At 73.6% G+C, this 16,114-nt stretch carries 15 protein-coding genes and 1 pseudogene; 9 read left to right on the top strand and 7 right to left on the bottom strand.

Features of this window, described 5'->3' with window-relative positions:
• The first annotated feature begins 119 nt into the window (after window positions 1-119).
• Window positions 120-890, top strand: a complete 771-nt coding sequence (locus ACWD12_RS25150; protein ID WP_450101443.1) for a helical backbone metal receptor — start codon at window positions 120-122, stop codon at window positions 888-890.
• Between the two features lie 13 nt (window positions 891-903).
• Here the strand turns inward: ACWD12_RS25150 and ACWD12_RS25145 are convergent, their stop codons facing one another.
• Genes ACWD12_RS25145 through ACWD12_RS25135 form a run of 3 tightly spaced genes read right to left on the bottom strand, consistent with a single transcriptional unit; the run spans window position 904 to window position 4,396 of the window.
• Window positions 904-1,833 carry an ABC transporter permease subunit gene (locus tag ACWD12_RS25145; protein ID WP_450101442.1) on the bottom strand — a complete coding sequence of 310 codons (930 nt, stop codon included), beginning with the start codon at window positions 1,831-1,833 and terminating at the stop codon, window positions 904-906.
• Window positions 1,806-3,425, bottom strand: coding sequence for an ABC transporter permease subunit (locus ACWD12_RS25140; RefSeq protein WP_450101441.1), 1,620 nt, complete (start codon window positions 3,423-3,425; stop codon window positions 1,806-1,808). The genes ACWD12_RS25145 and ACWD12_RS25140 overlap by 28 nt, the downstream gene beginning before the upstream one ends.
• Window positions 3,422-4,396 (bottom strand): ABC transporter ATP-binding protein, encoded by a 975-nt coding sequence (locus ACWD12_RS25135; protein WP_450101440.1) that lies wholly within the window; start codon window positions 4,394-4,396, stop codon window positions 3,422-3,424. The genes ACWD12_RS25140 and ACWD12_RS25135 overlap by 4 nt, the downstream gene beginning before the upstream one ends.
• Window positions 4,397-4,638: 242 nt before the next feature.
• On the opposite strand from ACWD12_RS25135, the gene ACWD12_RS25130 reads away from it, so the two are divergent.
• The 4 genes and pseudogenes from ACWD12_RS25130 (at window position 4,639) to ACWD12_RS25115 (ending at window position 8,108) form a co-directional block, all read left to right on the top strand.
• Window positions 4,639-5,817 (top strand): sensor histidine kinase, encoded by a 1,179-nt coding sequence (locus tag ACWD12_RS25130; protein WP_450101439.1) that lies wholly within the window; start codon window positions 4,639-4,641, stop codon window positions 5,815-5,817.
• Window positions 5,814-6,605 (top strand): response regulator, encoded by a 792-nt coding sequence (locus ACWD12_RS25125; RefSeq protein WP_450101438.1) that lies wholly within the window; start codon window positions 5,814-5,816, stop codon window positions 6,603-6,605. Before ACWD12_RS25130 ends, ACWD12_RS25125 begins: the two co-directional genes overlap by 4 nt.
• Before the next feature lie 219 nt (window positions 6,606-6,824).
• Window positions 6,825-7,310 (top strand): annotated as a pseudogene (locus tag ACWD12_RS25120) (NAD(P)-binding domain-containing protein); the annotation flags it as partial.
• A 6-nt stretch (window positions 7,311-7,316) separates the two neighbouring features.
• Window positions 7,317-8,108 carry a carboxymuconolactone decarboxylase family protein gene (locus ACWD12_RS25115; RefSeq protein ID WP_450101506.1) on the top strand — a complete coding sequence of 264 codons (792 nt, stop codon included), beginning with the start codon at window positions 7,317-7,319 and terminating at the stop codon, window positions 8,106-8,108.
• Window positions 8,109-8,281: 173 nt separating this feature from the next.
• On the opposite strand, the gene ACWD12_RS25110 is transcribed toward ACWD12_RS25115, so the two are convergent.
• Window positions 8,282-9,211: an SDR family oxidoreductase gene (locus ACWD12_RS25110; RefSeq protein ID WP_450101437.1), complete on the bottom strand. Its 930-nt coding sequence runs from the start codon at window positions 9,209-9,211 to the stop codon at window positions 8,282-8,284.
• 118 nt (window positions 9,212-9,329) lie between these two features.
• Here ACWD12_RS25110 and ACWD12_RS25105 point away from each other — a divergent pair, with 118 nt between their 5' ends.
• The 4 genes from ACWD12_RS25105 to ACWD12_RS25090 all read left to right on the top strand — a co-directional run bounded on the left by ACWD12_RS25105 (window position 9,330) and on the right by ACWD12_RS25090 (window position 12,118).
• Complete coding sequence (locus ACWD12_RS25105; protein WP_450101436.1) at window positions 9,330-10,031, top strand: TetR/AcrR family transcriptional regulator; 702 nt, start codon at window positions 9,330-9,332, stop codon at window positions 10,029-10,031.
• Window positions 10,032-10,146: 115 nt separating this feature from the next.
• Entirely contained in the window at window positions 10,147-10,386 is a 240-nt protein-coding gene (locus ACWD12_RS25100) for a hypothetical protein (RefSeq protein ID WP_450101435.1), read from the top strand.
• A 180-nt stretch (window positions 10,387-10,566) separates the two neighbouring features.
• Window positions 10,567-11,130 (top strand): SRPBCC family protein, encoded by a 564-nt coding sequence (locus ACWD12_RS25095; protein ID WP_358359876.1) that lies wholly within the window; start codon window positions 10,567-10,569, stop codon window positions 11,128-11,130.
• 121 nt (window positions 11,131-11,251) lie between these two features.
• Complete coding sequence (locus tag ACWD12_RS25090; protein WP_450101434.1) at window positions 11,252-12,118, top strand: DUF1206 domain-containing protein; 867 nt, start codon at window positions 11,252-11,254, stop codon at window positions 12,116-12,118.
• A gap of 75 nt (window positions 12,119-12,193) precedes the next feature.
• Here the strand turns inward: ACWD12_RS25090 and ACWD12_RS25085 are convergent, their stop codons facing one another.
• The 3 genes from ACWD12_RS25085 to ACWD12_RS25075 all read right to left on the bottom strand — a co-directional run bounded on the left by ACWD12_RS25085 (window position 12,194) and on the right by ACWD12_RS25075 (window position 16,091).
• Window positions 12,194-14,020 carry a bifunctional 3'-5' exonuclease/DNA polymerase gene (locus ACWD12_RS25085; RefSeq protein ID WP_450101433.1) on the bottom strand — a complete coding sequence of 609 codons (1,827 nt, stop codon included), beginning with the start codon at window positions 14,018-14,020 and terminating at the stop codon, window positions 12,194-12,196.
• 384 nt (window positions 14,021-14,404) lie between these two features.
• The gene (locus ACWD12_RS25080; RefSeq protein WP_450101432.1) at window positions 14,405-15,262 is read right to left on the bottom strand and encodes a hypothetical protein; all 858 of its coding nucleotides are present in this window, start codon (window positions 15,260-15,262) and stop codon (window positions 14,405-14,407) included.
• A 208-nt stretch (window positions 15,263-15,470) separates the two neighbouring features.
• Window positions 15,471-16,091: an SMI1/KNR4 family protein gene (locus ACWD12_RS25075; RefSeq protein WP_450101431.1), complete on the bottom strand. Its 621-nt coding sequence runs from the start codon at window positions 16,089-16,091 to the stop codon at window positions 15,471-15,473.
• Window positions 16,092-16,114 lie beyond the last annotated feature (23 nt).

Genomic DNA, 16,114 nt, shown 5'->3' with positions numbered 1-16,114 from the left:
ACCGGTTGGCGGCTATCCGGGGGACGGAACAGTCATACAAAATGCCCGGCCGCGCGCTTTTCCGGCGCCTGCCCACAAAGACGCCACCTACTCTGGAAGTCCGTCGAACAGGAGTGCCGATGACCGAGCAGCGCGACACCGACGACCAGGGGTATGCCGTCCCGGTCCCCGACCGGGTGCGCCGGGTGGTGTCCCTAGTGCCGTCGCTCACCGAGGCCGTCGCGGCCACCGCGCCCGGGCTTCTGGTGGGCGCGACCGACTGGTGCAGCCACCCCGCGGATCTGGACGTGGTGCGCGTACGCGGCACGAAGAACCCGGACCTCGACGCCGTCGCCGACCTCGCCCCCGACCTGGTGATCGTCAACGAGGAGGAGAACCGCGTCCCCGACCTGGACGCATTGCGCGACAGGGGGTTGGCCGTCTGGGTCACCCAAGTCCGCACTCTCGACGAGGCGTTCACCTCGCTGCGCCGCCTGCTGTGCGGCGCCTGCCGACTGGACGAGCCGGAGTGGCTGGGACGGGCCGAGGCGGCGTGGGCACGGATCGACCGTGCCGCCCGGCCGCCCCGGACCGCGGTGGTGCCGATCTGGCGCCGGCCGTGGATGGTCGTCGGGCGCGACACGTTCGCCGGGGACCTGCTACGCCGGTTGGGTATCGCCAACCTCTACGCCGGCGACGCGGAGCGCTACCCGTGCGTCGGCCTGGACGACCTGGTCGCCGCCGCGCCGGACCTCGTGGTTCTGCCCGACGAGCCGTACCGCTTCACGGCCGACGACGGACCCGAGTGCTTCCCCGGGACCCGGACCGTCCTGCTGAGCGGCCGTCACCTCACGTGGTACGGCCCGTCCCTGACCGAGGCCGCCGACGAACTCGCCCGCGCACTGCGCTGATTCCGGGCACCCGTCAGGCGTCGCGGCGCAGCAGGGCGGTGGCGCCCAGCGCCAGACAGCCGGCCGCCCACAGCGCGAGAACTCCCAGCCCCGCCCAGGGACCGATCGGCGCCGACGCCATGTCGACCGTCGTCTGGACCGCCATGCCCGCCGAAGCGGGGCCGATCTCGTTGAGCCGTTCCATCCACTTGTCGTCCGAGACCAGCGACGCGAGGACGGGGAAGACGTACAGCAGGCCCAGGACCGCGGTGAGCGAACCCGCGGTGTCGCGCAGCAGCCACGTGATCCCCGCACTCAGCAGGGCGATCAGTACGAGGTAGAGCACGGTGCCGAACGCCGCGCGAGCGGTGGGCCCGTCGGCGAGCGACAGCGGCTCGTAGCCGTGCGCCCGGGTGAAGCCGCCGCCGATCAGCAGGTACCGTCCGACGGCGACCGAGGCGAGGACCGCCGCGGTACCCGCCGCCGCGGCCACCGCCGCCAAGACCGCGGCCTTGGCGCCGAGGACGCGGAGCCGGACCGGCATCGCGGTGAGTGTCGTGCGGATCATGCCGGTGGCGTACTCGCCGGAGACCGCGAGGACCGCCAGCACCGCGACGGCCGTCTGGCCGACCCAGGTGCCGGTCAGGCTGAGCTTGACGACGTCCTCGCCGCACGATGCGTCGGTGCGGCACTGGTCGGTGTCCACCGCGCCCGTCGTCAGCGCCCCCACGGCCGTGGTGAGCACGACGATTGCCGCGATGAGCCACCAAGTGCTGGGCAGGGTACGCAGTTTCGTCCACTCGGCGTGCAAGTCCCGGACCAGGGACCGGACCAGGGATCCGGAGAGGACCGCAGCCTTCCCCGGATCCCGGTGGTCGGCGGCGACCGCCGGGGCCTTGCCCGCTTCGGTGCGCGGGGTCGCGCCGATCCCGATGTTCATGCCGCGCGCCGGCGGATCCGCCACGCGGCCAGCGCCAGCGCGGCGAGCGTGTACAGCAACAGCACGCCGAAACCGGCCCAGGGAGCCTGCGGGTAGCAGCCGTCCTCCGGTATGCACGCGCTGTCGACCTGGCCGAAGTCGTCGGTGGTCCGCTGCACCGCGAACCCGGCCACCGGTGTCGCCTGCATGATGAACCGGGCCGCGTCCAACGGCAGTCCGGACAGCAGGATCTGCGGCAGCACCAGCAGCACGATGATGACGCTCACCGCCGCGGCGGTGTTGCGCAGCAGCGCGCCGAGCGCCATGGCGAACACCGCTACCAGGGCGAGCACTCCGGCGGTGCCGACCACCGCGGCGAACACCCGTCCGTCGCCCAGCGACGGTTCCGGGAACTGCGGCGGCCGGAGGCCCGACGAGCGCAGCAGCGGCTGGCCGATCAGGAACGAGGCGACCGACGCCACCAGTCCGACCGCGAACGCCGCCGTGCCCAACACGAGCGCCTTCGCGGCAAGTACCCGTCCACGCCGCGGGCTTGCCGTGAACGTCGTCAGGATCATGCCCTTGCGGTACTCCGCGGTGATGAACAGCACGCCCAGCGCCGCGAGCGGGATCAGGCCGATCATCGCGCCCTCCAGCGAGCGCTGCGCGAGATCGGTCTCGGACTCCATCGGCGCGATGTCGCCGGAGGCGGTGAGGGTGTGCACGCCGCCGGACTCGGACGCCGTGTTGTTCCCGGGGCCGTCGGGACCGGGTCCCTCTCCCGCGGGCCCGTCCGGCCGGTCCGGCGCGCCCGGGACACGGGGCCCGCGCGGGGGTGCGCCGACGTCGACACCGCGGACCGGACCTTCGGTCCTGCCGTCGACGGAGAACCCGTCGAAGGTGCCGGTCGCCGAGGAGGGGCCGCCCTCGACCGAGGTCGAGCCGAACTGCCGCTCGACGGCGAACAGCCCCGGGGACGTGACGAACAGCCCCACCTCGGCGCTCGCCGGCAGTCCCTCGAGCGTGGCCGATCCGACCTTGTCCCAGACCACGCCGTCGGCCGACTCGTAGCCGGTCACGACGTTCCCGGCGCGGGTGAGCCGCAACCACCGGGGCGACGACGGCGGCGCGGAGCTGCCCGCCCGGTCGACCGTGAAGTCGGTCTGGAACCGCACCCCGTGCGACTGGGTGAGCATCATCGCCGCGTACGTCGAACCGGGCGTCGTGGACGCCTTCACGATGACGCCGGCCTTGGCCCACGGCGCCGGCTTGCCGCCCCCGAGGGTCATGCTCCTGTCGTCCTCCTCGGCGGTGTCCCGGGTCAGGCCGGTGACCCGTGCGGTCACCGTCCCGTCGCCGGCGAGGGGTTGCCCGACGAACTGGAACGCGTCGACGACCCGGGTGCCGTCCGGTCCGCGCGGCGGTGCTCCGCCGCCGCCCCCGCTCACCGAATCGCCGCCCGCGGAGAGCGTGGAGACCAGGATCGTCACCGCGACGGCGCTCAGCATCACGATCGTCCAGCGGCGTACCGTGCGCAGCTTCGTCCATTCCGCGTGCAGCAGACGGACGAAGCCGTCGCCGCCCCGGGCGAGGGCGGACCGGTAGGCGGCCGGCTTGGGGGGAGTCTGCGTCGTCATCGCCCCTCCCCGGTGTCCGCGCCGCTCGCGCCGTTCATCCGCGCGTCGCCGTCGCCACTCGAGGCAGCCCGGAACTCGGCCGAGTCACGCGTCAGTTCCATGTACGCCTCCTCCAACGAGGCCCGGTGTGCCGCCACTTCCGAGAACGGCACGCCGTGCTCGCCCAGCAGCGCCACGATGCGCTCGGCGGGGAGCCCCGTGATCGTCAGGGTGTCCCGTCCCGTCGCCGCGACGGTGCCTCCCGCATCCGTCAGCACGCCCATCGCCTGGGTGCGCGCGCCGGTGCGCAGCGCCACCCGGTCGCCGGACGCCGCGGCCAGGAGTTCGGCCACACTCGTGTCGGCGATCAGCCGTCCGCGCCCGACCACCACCAAGTGGTCGGCGCTGTCCTCCAACTCGCTCATCAGGTGGCTGGAGATGAGCACCGTGCGGCCCTCCGCGGCGAGCGACCTCAGGAAGCCCCGGATCCAGCGGATGCCCTCCGGGTCGAGGCCGTTGACCGGCTCGTCGAGCAGCAGCACCGGCGGATCGCCGAGCAGCGCCGCCGCGATGCCGAGGCGCTGCCGCATGCCCAGCGAGTAGCCGCCGGCCCGGCGCCGCGCGGCCGAGGCGAGGCCCACCTGCTCCAGCAGGTCGTCGACGCGGCGCGTCGGGACGCCGTGCGAGTGCGCCAGCCACAGCAGGTGGTCCCGGCCGCGGCGGCTCGGGTGCACCGCGGCGGCGTCCAGCAGCGCGCCGACCTCGTACAGAGGTGTGCGGATCGCGCGGTAGGGGAGGCCGCCGATCAGCGCCTGTCCCCCGTCGGGCGCGTCCAGGCCCAGAATCATCCGCATGGTCGTGGACTTGCCGGCCCCGTTGGGACCGACGAATCCGGTGACCTGGCCCGGGCGCGCCGTGAACGACAGGCCGTCGACGGCGACGGCCGGACCGAACCGCTTGCGCAGGTCCGAGACTTCGATGGTTGCGTCCATGCCGAGGAGATTAGGGAGCGGGCGCCACCCGGGTCGTCACGCACGGGAGCCGTCTTGGGCGGCCCCGGCGCGGGGGACCGGGGGAGGCCCGCGTCCCCCGTGCGGGGGATGCCGGGAAGGCTGCCCCGGGGGACGCCGGGCGGCCGACGGGGCGGTGACAATGGCGTACGCGGATCTCCGGCGAGGCGGCCCGCGCCCGGCCGGACCGGGGGAAGAAGGGGACGTACACACCGATGTCGGTCATGGGCAGGATCGCGGCCTCACCGCACGCACCGCTGGTCGCGGGCGTGCTGCTCGGGGTGCTCGCCTTCCTGGAGACCGTCCTGCGCCTGCCGGGGCCGGACGCGGGCTTCGGCGAGCAGGAGCACCCGCTCGTTCTCCTGCTCGCCCTGATCACGACGATGCCCCTCGTCCTGATGCCGACGCATGCGGTGTCGGCCGCGGTGCTCGTGACGACCGCCAACTTCGTGGCCATGACCCCCTTCCACCTCCTCACCGTCGCGGGGACGGCGGCCCAGCTCACCGTCGTGCACCAGCTCGGGCGGCAGAACAAGCGCGTGCTCGCCGCCCTGCCGGTCCCGCTGTTCCTGGGCTACGCGATCGCCGCCGCGCCCGACCTCGGCCTGGGGGAGCGGACCCTCACGCTGACGCTCGCCTCGCTGACCGCGGCGGCGGCCGGGGCCGGGATCGCCCGGCGGGCCCGCAACGAGGCCCGCGTGTACAGCGCGGCCGCCCAGGCGGTGGCCGACAGCCTGCTCGAACACGCGGCCCGCGGCGAGCGGGCCCGGATCGCCCGCGAACTGCACGACGTGGTCGCGCACCACATCTCGATGATCTCCGTGCAGGCCGAGAACGCCCGGCTGACGACGACGGGCCTGCCGCCCGACGGGGCCAGGCGCTTCCTCGCGATCGGCGACACCGCACGGGCGGCACTCACCGAGATGCGCCGGCTGCTCGGCGTGCTGCGCGAGGACGCGGGGGAGAGCCCGGGGCGGAAGCCGCAGCCCGCGCTCCAGCAGCTCATCGAGTTGGTCGACGACGCCCGGGACACCTCGGGCGGGGCGACCCGGCTGATCGTGCACGGGCGCGTCGTGCCGCTGGACCCGGGGATCGAGCTGACCGCGTACCGCATCGTGCAGGAGGCCCTGACCAACGCCCGCCGCCACGCTCCCGGCGCGGCGGTCGACGTCGAACTGCGCTACACACAGACCGGGATCAGGCTGCGGATCAGGGACAACGGGCCCGGACCGCGCGACAGAGGAGGCAAGGTGCCGGGGGCGCTTGCGGGGCACGGGCTGGTCGGGATGCGGGAGCGGGCGACGATGGTCGGCGGCGAGCTGAACGCGGGGGCGGCACCGGGCGGCGGTTTCGTCGTCGAGGCCCGCCTGCCCGCGCCGGGGGCGCAGGGGGAGGGGACGTGACCGGCACGGCACCGATCAGGATCGTCGTGGTCGACGACCACGAGGTGGTACGCGCGGGCTTCGCGGGCCTGCTGGCCACGCAGCCGGACTTCGCGGTGGTCGGCACCGCGGCCGACGGCGGCGAGGCGGTGCGCGTGTGCGCCGAGGCCCACCCCGACGTGGTGCTGATGGACGTACGGATGCCGGGCATGGACGGCATCGAGGCGACCGAGCGCATCGTCGCGCACGACGCCGGCGCCGACCCCCGCGGCGAGGCGGTACGCGGCACCGCGGCGGTACCTGACGCCGGGCGTCCGGACGACGCCGTGGGGGCGGTCGGTGCCCGGGCCGGCGCACCGCGCATCCTCATCCTGACCACGTTCGACCTCGACGAACACGTCTACGACGCGCTCGCCGCCGGCGCGAGCGGCTTCCTGCTCAAGGACGTCACCGCCGAGCGCCTCTTCGACGCCGTCCGCGTCGTGGCCTCCGGCGAGGCCCTTCTCGCCCCGACGGTGACCCGGCGGCTGATCGCCGAATTCGCGCGCATGCGCCCGAAGCCGCCGACCCCGGCGGCCGAGGACACGCGCCTCGGAGCCCTGACGCCGCGCGAGACCGAGGTGCTGCGGCTCCTCGCCGCGGGCCTGTCCAACCCCGAGATCGCCGGACACCTCCTGGTCAGCGAGGAGACGGTCAAGACGCATGTCAGCCGGGTCCTGGCCAAGCTGGGGCTGCGCGACCGCACCCAGGCGGTCGTCGCCGCGTACGAGTCCGGCCTCGTCGTCCCCGGCGGCCCCGCGTCCGGGTGACCGCCGGGACGGCCGTGGTCACCGCTACCGCCACGATCGCCGGGACCGTCAGGGCGGCCGAGATCGCCGGGGGCACCAAGATCGCCGAATCGGCCCGGAACGCACCGATTTGCAGGCCCCCGTCGAGGCGGCCTGCCGTTGCAACGCCTGTGCCGGGGACCTAGCCTGCGCTGACGGGGTGTCAGAACGGGTGGTGGTCGGGGCCACGGCGTCGACCGAGGGAAGGCGTGTGCCATGGCCAAGGTCGCGGTTGTCGGCGTGGGGATGATCGGCTCGGGGGTCGCGGGTGCACTCGTCGACGGGGGCTTCGACGTCGCCGTGTACGACGTGGACCCGGCGGCGGTCGAGGCGTTCCGGGACCGCGCCGCGGGGGCAGCGACCCCGGCCGAGGCCGCCGCGGACGCGGACGCGCTGGTGGTCGCGGTCTTCGACGACGCCCAGGCGCGAGCGGTACTGACCGGCCCGGACGGCGCCTTCGGCGCGCTGCCCGCGGGGGCGGTCGTGCTGGTGCTGAGCACCATTGCCATGGCCACCTTGGAGGACCTGGCGAAGGCCGGGGCGGAGTCCGGCGTACACGTAGTGGACTGCGGGGTTACCGGTGGTCCCGCCGCCGCCGCGAAGGGGCGGCTGGTGTCGATGGTCGGCGGCGGCGACGAGGCCGTCGCCCGGGTCCGGCCGGTCGTCGAGGCGTTCAGCTCCAAGGTCGTGCACATGGGCGGCCCCGGCACCGGCATGCGGGCGAAGTTGATCCGCAATCACATGCAGTACACCGTCTGGGCGGCCGCCGACGAGGCGCGGCGGATGGCGGAGGCGTCCGGGATCGAGGTGGACAAGCTGCGCGAGGTCGTGGTGGCGGGCGACGAACTGACCGGAGGGCCCACGGCGTTGATGGGCCCGCGGGCCGCCCCCGAGATGATGCGCAGTGCGGCGGCGATGGCCCACAAGGACCTGCGTGCCGCGATGGCGCTGGCCGACGAGGTCGGCGCGGAGGTGCCTGTCGCGCGTCTCGTCGAACCTGGCTACCACCGGGTGTTCGGTCTCGAGGAGTACGACGTCGAGCAGGCCGCCGCGGAGCCCGCCCCGGCGGAGGAGGACGCCCGGGCCCGGGGCCTGCGCATGATGTCCGCGGTGTACAGCCTGCCGATGAGCCTGGAGGGGGCGAGCGGACCGTACCTCGACCTGACGGTGGACCACCTCTTCGGGGAGATCTGGAGCCGGCCCGGACTCGACATCCGGCAGCGCCGGTTGCTCACCATCGGTGTCCTCGCGGCGCTGGGCAAGGACGACTTGCTGGAGATCCAGTTCTCCAGCGCGATGGAACGCGGCGAGCTGACGGGTGATCAACTGCGCGAGGTCGTCGTGCACTTGGCGCACTATGTCGGCTGGCCACTGACCTCGGGACTCGGCGGCCTGGTGGAAAAGCTGGTCCGCAAGCAGGAGTCCGCCGCCCGTGCCGCCGAAGGATCCGCCGAGCAGCCCGCCGACCCCCGGCCACGCTCGTAGAGGGCAAGTCTCAGGCAGTCACGGGACGTTCGTCGCCGTTCTCGGGCACGCGGTCGCGCTGCCGTACGCGGTGCCCGGGGCGCGGTACGCACTGAAGACCGCACCCCGGCGCGCCTGACGGACCTTGCGTCCGAACGCCTGTCCCCACCCGCGCGGGGACAGGCCGGCGCCCGTCACGAGGCCGAAGTGCCCGACTCGGCACCGGGCGTCGTACCGGCCGTCGAGCCAGGCATCGGGACCGCTTTCTCCGCGGCGCGGCTGGTCTCCTCCCACGCGGACCAGGTGGCCATGCGGCCGCGGGCGATGTCGAACGCCAGGTCGTACACCATGCTGCCGAGCAGCAGGCGCAGCGGCGGCTCGTCGCTGGCGACCAGCTTGAGCAACGCCTCGGCGGCCAGGTGCGGTTCGCTGTCGACCGAGCCCTCGGCCCACTGCTTCTCGAGTTCGGCGCGGAGCGGGGCGTACGCCTCGACCGGCGTCGTGTGGCGCATCGCGGTGTACAGGTCGGTCCAGTAGCCGCCCGGCTGCACGATGCTGACCTTGACGCCGAACGAGGCGGCCTCCATGGCCAGCGCCTCGCTCATGCCCTCCAGGGCGAACTTGCTTGCCGCGTACATGCCGGACAGCGGGAACCCGGCCAACCCGCCGATGCTGGAGATCTGCACGATGTGCCCCGACCCCTGCTCGCGCAGGTGCGGCATCACCGCCTGGCTCACCCACAGCGCGCCGAAGAAGTTCGTCTCCATCTGCGCCCGGGCTTCGTCCTCGGTGAACTCCTCGATCATGCCCATCGAGAGGGTTCCGGCGTTGTTGACCACGATGTCCAGCCGGCCGAACGCGTCGACGGCCTGACCGACGGCGGCGAAGACCGCGTCCCGGTCGGTGACGTCGAGGGTGAGCGGCAGGACGCGCCCGGGGTGGGCGGCGGCCAGCTCGTGCAGCGCGTCGCCGCTGCGTGCCGCTGCGGCGACCCGGTCCCCGGCGCCGAGCGCGGCCTCGGCGAAGGCGCGGCCGAGGCCCCGGCTCGCACCGGTCACGAACCAGACGCGGCCCTCGGCGGCGGTGCTCGCGGCGACGGGGGCGGCGGTCACTGGGGTGCGCATACGGTGTCTCCTCGCTCTAGACGAGACGTTGCGTCTCGCTTGATGCCATGACTATGGCCGGTGGATTCCGGTCTGTCAAGACGGTCCGTCTCGTCTCGTTCCCTGCTACCGTCCTCCCATGGCCGAGCAGCAGCACAAATCCCAGAAATCCCCCAACGCGGCGCGGCGCAGCCAGGCGTCACGCCGCGCGATCCTGACCGCCGCCTTCGACCTGGCCGGCGAGATCGGGTACGCGAAGCTCAGCATCGAGGCCATCGCCGCCCGGGCCGGCGTCGGCAAGCAGACGATCTACCGCTGGTGGCCGAGCAAGGGGGCGGTGCTCTTCGACGCCTTCCTCATGCTCACCACCGGCGACCCGGGCGAAGGCGAATCCGCGGGTGGTGCCGCCGCCGGGAGCCCCGGCGATCCGGGCGGTCCGGCCGAGGTCCCGGCCGCCGCGCTCCCGGACACCGGCGACATCGAGGCGGACCTGAAGACCGTGCTCCGGGCCACCGTCGCGGAGATGGCCGACCCCCGCTACGACCTGCCCATGCGGGCGCTGACGTCCGAGGTCATGAACGACCCCGAATTGGCCGCCGCGTACGTCGAGCGTCTGCACAAGCCCGTCGAGAACCTCAAGCTGCGGCGGCTGCGCGCGGCGCAGGAGGCCGGGCAGATCGCCGCCGACGTCGACCTCGCCGCGGCGGTCGACGCGATCTGGAGCCCGCTGCTCAGCCGGTGGCTGCTGCGCACCGGTCCGCTGGACGCGGATTACGCCGATCGGGTCGTCGAGACGGCGATGCGCGGACTGCGTCCGCGCGGCGGCAGCGCCGACATTTAGCGCCGCGCTCGGATCGAATAGTGGCTCTGTGTGATCGGTCGAGAGGCGGAACGTGATCGTCGGTGCGACAGTGAAAGGGAGTTCAGCCCGTGAACTCCCCAAGGAGGAACACACCATGGCCAAGCAGAAGGCCAAGCCGCATCTTCAGGACAAGAGCCCGATGTTCTCCGAGCCCGCGCACCGTGTCGACGCGGCCCAGGCGCACGACCGTTCCGCTCAGGACCGGCCGCAGGCGCAGGACAACGCGTCCGACACGCTGGTCGCCGAGCACGACGCTCAGCAGGACCGCCGCGCCAAGGGTCGCAAGCAGTCGCGCGGCAGTGACACCGGCCCGAAGGGCCGCAAGCGCCACTGACCGGCGCAGCTTCCGGACCCCGGGTCCCCGGCGCCACGCGCGGGGGACCCGGGGTCCCGCGCCGAGTGGGCGCCGTCCGGTCCCCGGGCGGTCCGTTCGCATGCGCGTCGTCCGAGTAGGACCATGAACTGCGGGAAGCAACACGCAGGCCTTTTGCTGGGAACCGAAGAAGGTTGCGCCATGACGATCCACGAACGCGCTGTCGAGGTGGCCGCGTCGCAGGACACGGTCTTCCACGTGCTGTCCGATCCGCACCGCATCCCGGACTTCATCGGCATGGTCACCCGTGCCGACGACCACGGCCCCGATTCGGTGACGCTGACCGCCGTCGACCGTGACGGCGGAAGCCACTCATCGGTGTTGCGCACCCACGCCGACGGCGACGAGATGCACATCGCCTGGGAGCTCGACTCGCCCCGACTGCGCGGCGAGATCGTGGTCGCGCCCGGGCCCGACCTCGAGGGCTGGAACCACTGCATCGTCCGCGCCGCGGTCGACGAGGGCACCTGGCCCGGCCTGCCGGACAGCGCCGAGGCGCGGTCCGGCTACAGCCGCACCCCCGGCAAATTCGGCGGTACGCCCGGCCACGAGGGCCTGGCCCTCGGCCCGGTGCCCGACGGCCCCGCCGGGGCCCTGACGGTCGTCGACCCCGCGAAAGGCGACGTCGTGGTGCCGGGCGAAGCGCTGGAACGTGTCCTCGCGGAGATCCGCGACCACTTCGCCGAAGCCGCCCACCGCACCTGACGCTGCCCCCGCCGGAAGGCACCGGCGGATCGACCGGACAAGCGCCCCGCGCCTCGCGCGGGGCGCTTGTTTGCGCATGCACTCGCCGAATCGGGCTAGTGGCTCCACGAGAGGAGCCGTCATGTCCGCGAGTGGCAGCACAGTTCAGGAAGCCGGGCGGGAAGCCGCCGGCAGCAGATGGTTCGGCGCGCTTGCCCGCGTCGGGCTGATTGCGCGCGGCGTCAACTACGTCCTGGTCGGCGCGCTCGCCGTGCAGGTCGGCGCCGACGCGACCAGTGAGGAGGCGGACCGTCAGGGTGCGTTGCGTGCGGTGGCCGAGCAGCCGGGCGGCAGCGCGATGTTGTGGGCGATCGCGGTCGGGTTCGCGGGCCTTGCCATCTGGCGGTTCGTCGAGGCGCTGTACGGCCAACCGGTCCCCGACGGCGACAAGGTGACCAAACGCCTGACCTCGCTGGCCAGGAGCGTTCTGTACGCCGCCATTTGTGCTGGTGTCGTCGCCTTCAACCTCGACGACAAAAGCGGAAAGCAGGGCGGCGGCGGGCAGTCGTCCGACAAGCAGTCCAAGGACATCACCGCCCGCACCATGGAACAGACCGGCGGCCGCTGGCTCGTCCTCGTGGTCGGCCTGACCGTCGCGATAGCCGGCGTCGTCATCGTCGTCAACGCACTGCGGCGACGCTTCACCCGCAAGCTGAAGCTCGGACAGATGTCCAAGGAATCGCGCCGTCTGGTGGAAATCCTGGGCGTCATCGGCCGGTCGGCGCGCGGTGTGGTGATCTGCGCGGTGGGCGTGTTCCTGACCGCGGCGGCCGCGAAGTTCGACGCGCAGGAGGCAAAGGGCCTCGACGACACGCTGCGCGAGACCGCGAGCGGCCCGCTGGGGCCGTGGCCGCTGTACGCCATCGCGGCCGGCCTGATCGTCTTCGGCGTCTACTGCGCCTTCGAGGCCCGCTACCGCAAGGTCCATCCGAAGAACGCGAAGCGCTGAGCGCGCCCGGTCGGTTGGGGTCGTCCGGTCACCTGGTCCTCAGGACCCCCGGTCGTCCGGCCTCCCCGAAGTCGGTCACTTCGCTTCGGCGTAGCTGTCCACGATTACCGGCACCATCGGCAGCCGCACAGGCGTGTCGCCGAACACGAGCCCTCGCGCCTCGTCCGCGGAGCGCGTGATCGTCTCGGCGACCGCCTCGGCGGTCTCGCGCGGCGCGTGCACGATGATCTCGTCGTGCTGGAAGAACACCAGATGCGGGCGGGCCCCAGACGGGCTCGGCGGGAACCGCGCGAGGTGCTGCCGCAGCGTCGCGAGCAGCACCTCGGCCCAGTCGGCGGCGCTTGCCTGGATCACGAAGTTGCGGGTGAACCGCCCCCGGGCGCGCGTCGACCGGCCCGCGGCGTCCGCGTCACCGTCACCGCGCTCGGCACCGCGGTCGGACGTCCTGTCGAAGCCGCCCTGGCCGAAGGCGCGTTCGGGCCCCGGCTCACCGCCGGGGTCGGCGCGGTCCAGCCACTCGGGCGACGGCGGCGGGCACGGGCGGCCGAGCACCGACCGTACGATGCCGCCTTCTTCGCCGGTCCGGGCGGCGGCTTCGACGAAGCCCATGGCCTGCGGGTACTGGCGGCGCAGCGTCGCCAGGAGCGGGCCGATGTCGCCGCTGGTCTGCCCGTACATCGCGCCCAGCAGACCGAGCTTGGCCTTGTCCCGGTCGCCGCGGAACGCGGCGGCGGCCAAGGCCTCGTACAGGTCGCCCGCGGCGGCGGTCCGGGCCAGGCCCGCGTCGCGCGACATCGCGGCCAGCACGCGGGGTTCGAGCTGGGCGGCGTCGGCGACGACGAGGCACCAGCCCGGGTCCGCGACCACCGCGCCGCGCAGGATCCGGGGGATCTGCAGCGCGCCCCCGCCCTGGCTGGCCCAGCGCCCGGAGACGACACCGGCGACCACGTACTCGGGACGGAAGCGCCCGCCGCGCACCCACGTGTCCTGCCACGCCCAACCGTGCGCGGCGTGCAGGCGCGACAACTCCTTGTGCCGGATGAGGATCTCCGCGGCGGGATGGTCGACACCACGCAGGTAGTGCGAGCGGAGTGAGGTCAGGCGGATACCGCGTTCGGCGAACGCCTTGACCACCTGCTGGTGCGAGTCGGGGTTGAACGGCCTTGTTCCGAGGGCCTCGTGCAGCCGCGCGTTCAGGTCGGCGATGCGCCGCGGCACGGCACCGGCGATCTGCGGACGAGGGCCGAGGAGTTCGGTCAGCAGGCGGTTGTGCACGTCCACGCGCCAGGGCAGTCCGTCGTACGCCATCTCGGCCGCGACCAGCCCGCCCGCCGACTCCGCCGCGACCAGCAGCCGGAACCGGGCCCGGGCACCGTCGTCGCCGATCGCCGCGACGCGCCGCAACTGGTCCGCGTGCACCGCCACGACGGCGTCCAACGCATCGACTCCGGAGGGGAGTTGCAGCCGGTCCGGGGCGAACAGGCTGCCCTGGTCCGCCGCTTGGGCGCCCATGGGCAAGTCGTCCGGGATCGGGAGCCCGCGCAGCCGGGCCCATGCGGCGCCGAGCGAACGCGGGTCGCCGAAGTGGCCCTCGTGCGCACGCAGCAGCGCCTCGGTCAGCGCGAGGTCGTGGCAGCGGCCCACGCGCACCGGCAGGAGCGGCGCGTACGCGCTGTCCGAAGTCGCCCACACCCAGCGCGGCGCGTGACCGCCGGATTCGATCGCGTCGACCGCCGCCGCCAGATCCGGCACCCGAAACGGCGCCCCTTGCGCGGAGCCGTCCTCGCCCAGCGCGAGCAGCCGCCCGCCGGTCCCCTGCGCATCCGGGACCACCGCGACGCGGGCCGCGGGCGCCCAACCGGGTGGGAACCCGTCGCCCTGCTGCCCGGCGACCTGCGCCATGTCCGGGGGCGTGGGTCCGCGGTGTGCGGGTCGGTGTTGCCGGGGGCTGTGCTGGGAGGGGCCGTCCTGCGTGGGTCCGTGCGGTGGGGAGCTGTCCTGCGGGGAGCTGTGGTGCGGGGAGTTGTGTGGCGTCGGCCTGTGTTCGGGCTGCGCGTGCGGCCCCGGCCCGGCCCGTCGTGCACCGGGCGCGGTCGGCCCTTGCTGTCCCCGACCCTGGTCGTAGCGGGGCCCGCCGGCCGCCATGTCCGCGCCTCTCGCGTCGTCGGGCGCGGAAGCGCGCACGGGGTGCCTCCTCACCGCCTTGCGGCGGGTCGCGGCCGGAGCCGGGGGTCGACGGACATCCGAGGATAAAACGTCCCGCGCCGGGATCCGGGCAGGGGGCGGTCAGGCGCCCTTCGGTGCGCCGGTGGCGGTGGCGGCGCTCTCCTCCTCCGCCTCCTCCAGCGAGCCTGCGGCTTCCTGCCGCTCCGCTTCCTCGCGGACCGTGCGCAGGCGTTCCGCCATGGCGTCGGTCCGGGCCCGCAGACCGGCGGCGCGGGCTGCGGCGTCCTCCGTCATCGCGGGTGCGGGAGTGACCGCGACGCCCTTCGCACGCGCGGTCGCCACCAGGCTCTCCGCCACACCGGGCTGGTGCGCGAGGAGCGCGGTCGCGAACAGGCTCGCGGTCAGCGTCTTCTCGCGGCCGAACAAGCTCTTGTAGGTGATCTCGTACGGCACCTCGACCGCGTCCAGCCGCCGCTCGGCGGCCTGCTCCAGCGACGCGAGCATCACCGTCGCGGCGGCCTCCACCGCCTTGCCGACCACCCACTTGCGGCCGGGCAGCGGCGGCAGCACGTCACGGATGCGGTCGACCTCGCCGTCGAGGCCGTCCGTGGTCATCACGGCGAACGCCTCGCGCATGCGCAGCCCGGTGACCTTGCTCCAGGCGATGTCCTCGCCGTCGAAGCCCACCTCCTCCGGCCCGAAGCGCACCGCGCCGAGGCCGTCGAGCGGACGCAGCAGACGGGCGGTCGCGGCCGGGATGCGCGGGTGGCGGCAGATGAGGACGCCGAGGGAGTGTTCCCACGCCGCCGTCGCCGGTGCGTCCGGGACGGTGATCTCGCCGAGCGCGGAGCGGGCCCAGTCCCCGGACGCGATGTTGTCGCGCCGGGCGCTGATCCCGCGTCCCACCGCACTGCGACCGGCCGAGGCCGCCGACCCGACGGCGCCGCCTATGCCGCGTACGCGATCCCCGATGCCCATGCGTCCCTCTCCAGAGTCCCGTCCGAACGGCCGCCCGCCGACCATCCGGATCACCCTAAGCGTCCCGGCGGCCTGGCGCCGGACCGCGCCGCGGAGCGCTCGGGCGACACCGAGGGCGGCACATCCGCAGAAGGCCCGCGTGCTGGGGAGAGCACGGCGCGGACCCCTCACACGAGGCAGGCCCCGACCGCCCGCCTGGTGCGCAAGTTCAGGGTGCCGCTTGCCAGTTCAAGTATCCCGACGCGTCGATCACCGCGAGGCGGGGCGCTTCGGCGCCGCCGAGGGCGGCTTGTCCGCGCAGGGCCGGAGCGCCCGTTTCGAGCGCGACGGCAACGTCCTGGAGCATTGCGTCGATCGACGCCCACATCGGTACGCCGAGCCCCCATTGCTCGTGGTCCCAGAGGAACACCGCTCCGTGGGACTCGCCCGCTCGGAGGTCGACGACGAGTCCGTCGCCGCCGGCGGACATCGCGATCGGCAGCAACTCGGGCAGGAAGCGCGGCTCGGGTACACCGTTCCCGTCGACCGCGGGCCCTTCCTGGTCCGCGACGAGCAGCCAGATCTCCCGTGTCTCCAAGGCGTCGTCCAGGCTCATCGGTGCGAACACCTCGGGAATCCAGAAGTCGGCACGAATGCCGGTCAGCCGCCACCACGCCCGTAGTTCCGCCGGGAGCGCGACGCGCGACTCGGCCTCGACGGCGGCCAGGCGCGCGTCGTCCGCCGCCGGCCTGGCCGGGACCGGCCGGCAGCGCGAGGTGAGCCAGGCGTCGATTCGGCTCCACGAGTCGCGTACTTCATGATCTGCCACGTCAAGGTCTGCAGAGGCCATGGCCGGGAGTGTGTCAGGCAGCT

The organism is Streptodolium elevatio (assembly GCF_053592165.1).
The sequence above is the reverse complement of the archived record's forward strand: the minus strand, read 5'-3'. Positions and strand labels throughout refer to the sequence as shown.

Coding starts and splice junctions, on each gene's coding strand:
- ACWD12_RS25090 (WP_450101434.1), top strand. CDS start 11,252: ATGTCCGCGAGTGGCAGCACAGTTCAGGAAGCCGGGCGGGAAGCCGCC.
- ACWD12_RS25130 (WP_450101439.1), top strand. CDS start 4,639: ATGGGCAGGATCGCGGCCTCACCGCACGCACCGCTGGTCGCGGGCGTG.
- ACWD12_RS25110 (WP_450101437.1), bottom strand. CDS start 9,211: ATGCGCACCCCAGTGACCGCCGCCCCCGTCGCCGCGAGCACCGCCGCC.
- ACWD12_RS25075 (WP_450101431.1), bottom strand. CDS start 16,091: ATGGCCTCTGCAGACCTTGACGTGGCAGATCATGAAGTACGCGACTCG.
- ACWD12_RS25135 (WP_450101440.1), bottom strand. CDS start 4,396: ATGGACGCAACCATCGAAGTCTCGGACCTGCGCAAGCGGTTCGGTCCG.
- ACWD12_RS25100 (WP_450101435.1), top strand. CDS start 10,147: ATGGCCAAGCAGAAGGCCAAGCCGCATCTTCAGGACAAGAGCCCGATG.
- ACWD12_RS25095 (WP_358359876.1), top strand. CDS start 10,567: ATGACGATCCACGAACGCGCTGTCGAGGTGGCCGCGTCGCAGGACACG.
- ACWD12_RS25150 (WP_450101443.1), top strand. CDS start 120: ATGACCGAGCAGCGCGACACCGACGACCAGGGGTATGCCGTCCCGGTC.
- ACWD12_RS25080 (WP_450101432.1), bottom strand. CDS start 15,262: ATGGGCATCGGGGATCGCGTACGCGGCATAGGCGGCGCCGTCGGGTCG.
- ACWD12_RS25140 (WP_450101441.1), bottom strand. CDS start 3,425: ATGACGACGCAGACTCCCCCCAAGCCGGCCGCCTACCGGTCCGCCCTC.
- ACWD12_RS25115 (WP_450101506.1), top strand. CDS start 7,317: ATGGGCGGCCCCGGCACCGGCATGCGGGCGAAGTTGATCCGCAATCAC.
- ACWD12_RS25085 (WP_450101433.1), bottom strand. CDS start 14,020: ATGGCGCAGGTCGCCGGGCAGCAGGGCGACGGGTTCCCACCCGGTTGG.
- ACWD12_RS25105 (WP_450101436.1), top strand. CDS start 9,330: ATGGCCGAGCAGCAGCACAAATCCCAGAAATCCCCCAACGCGGCGCGG.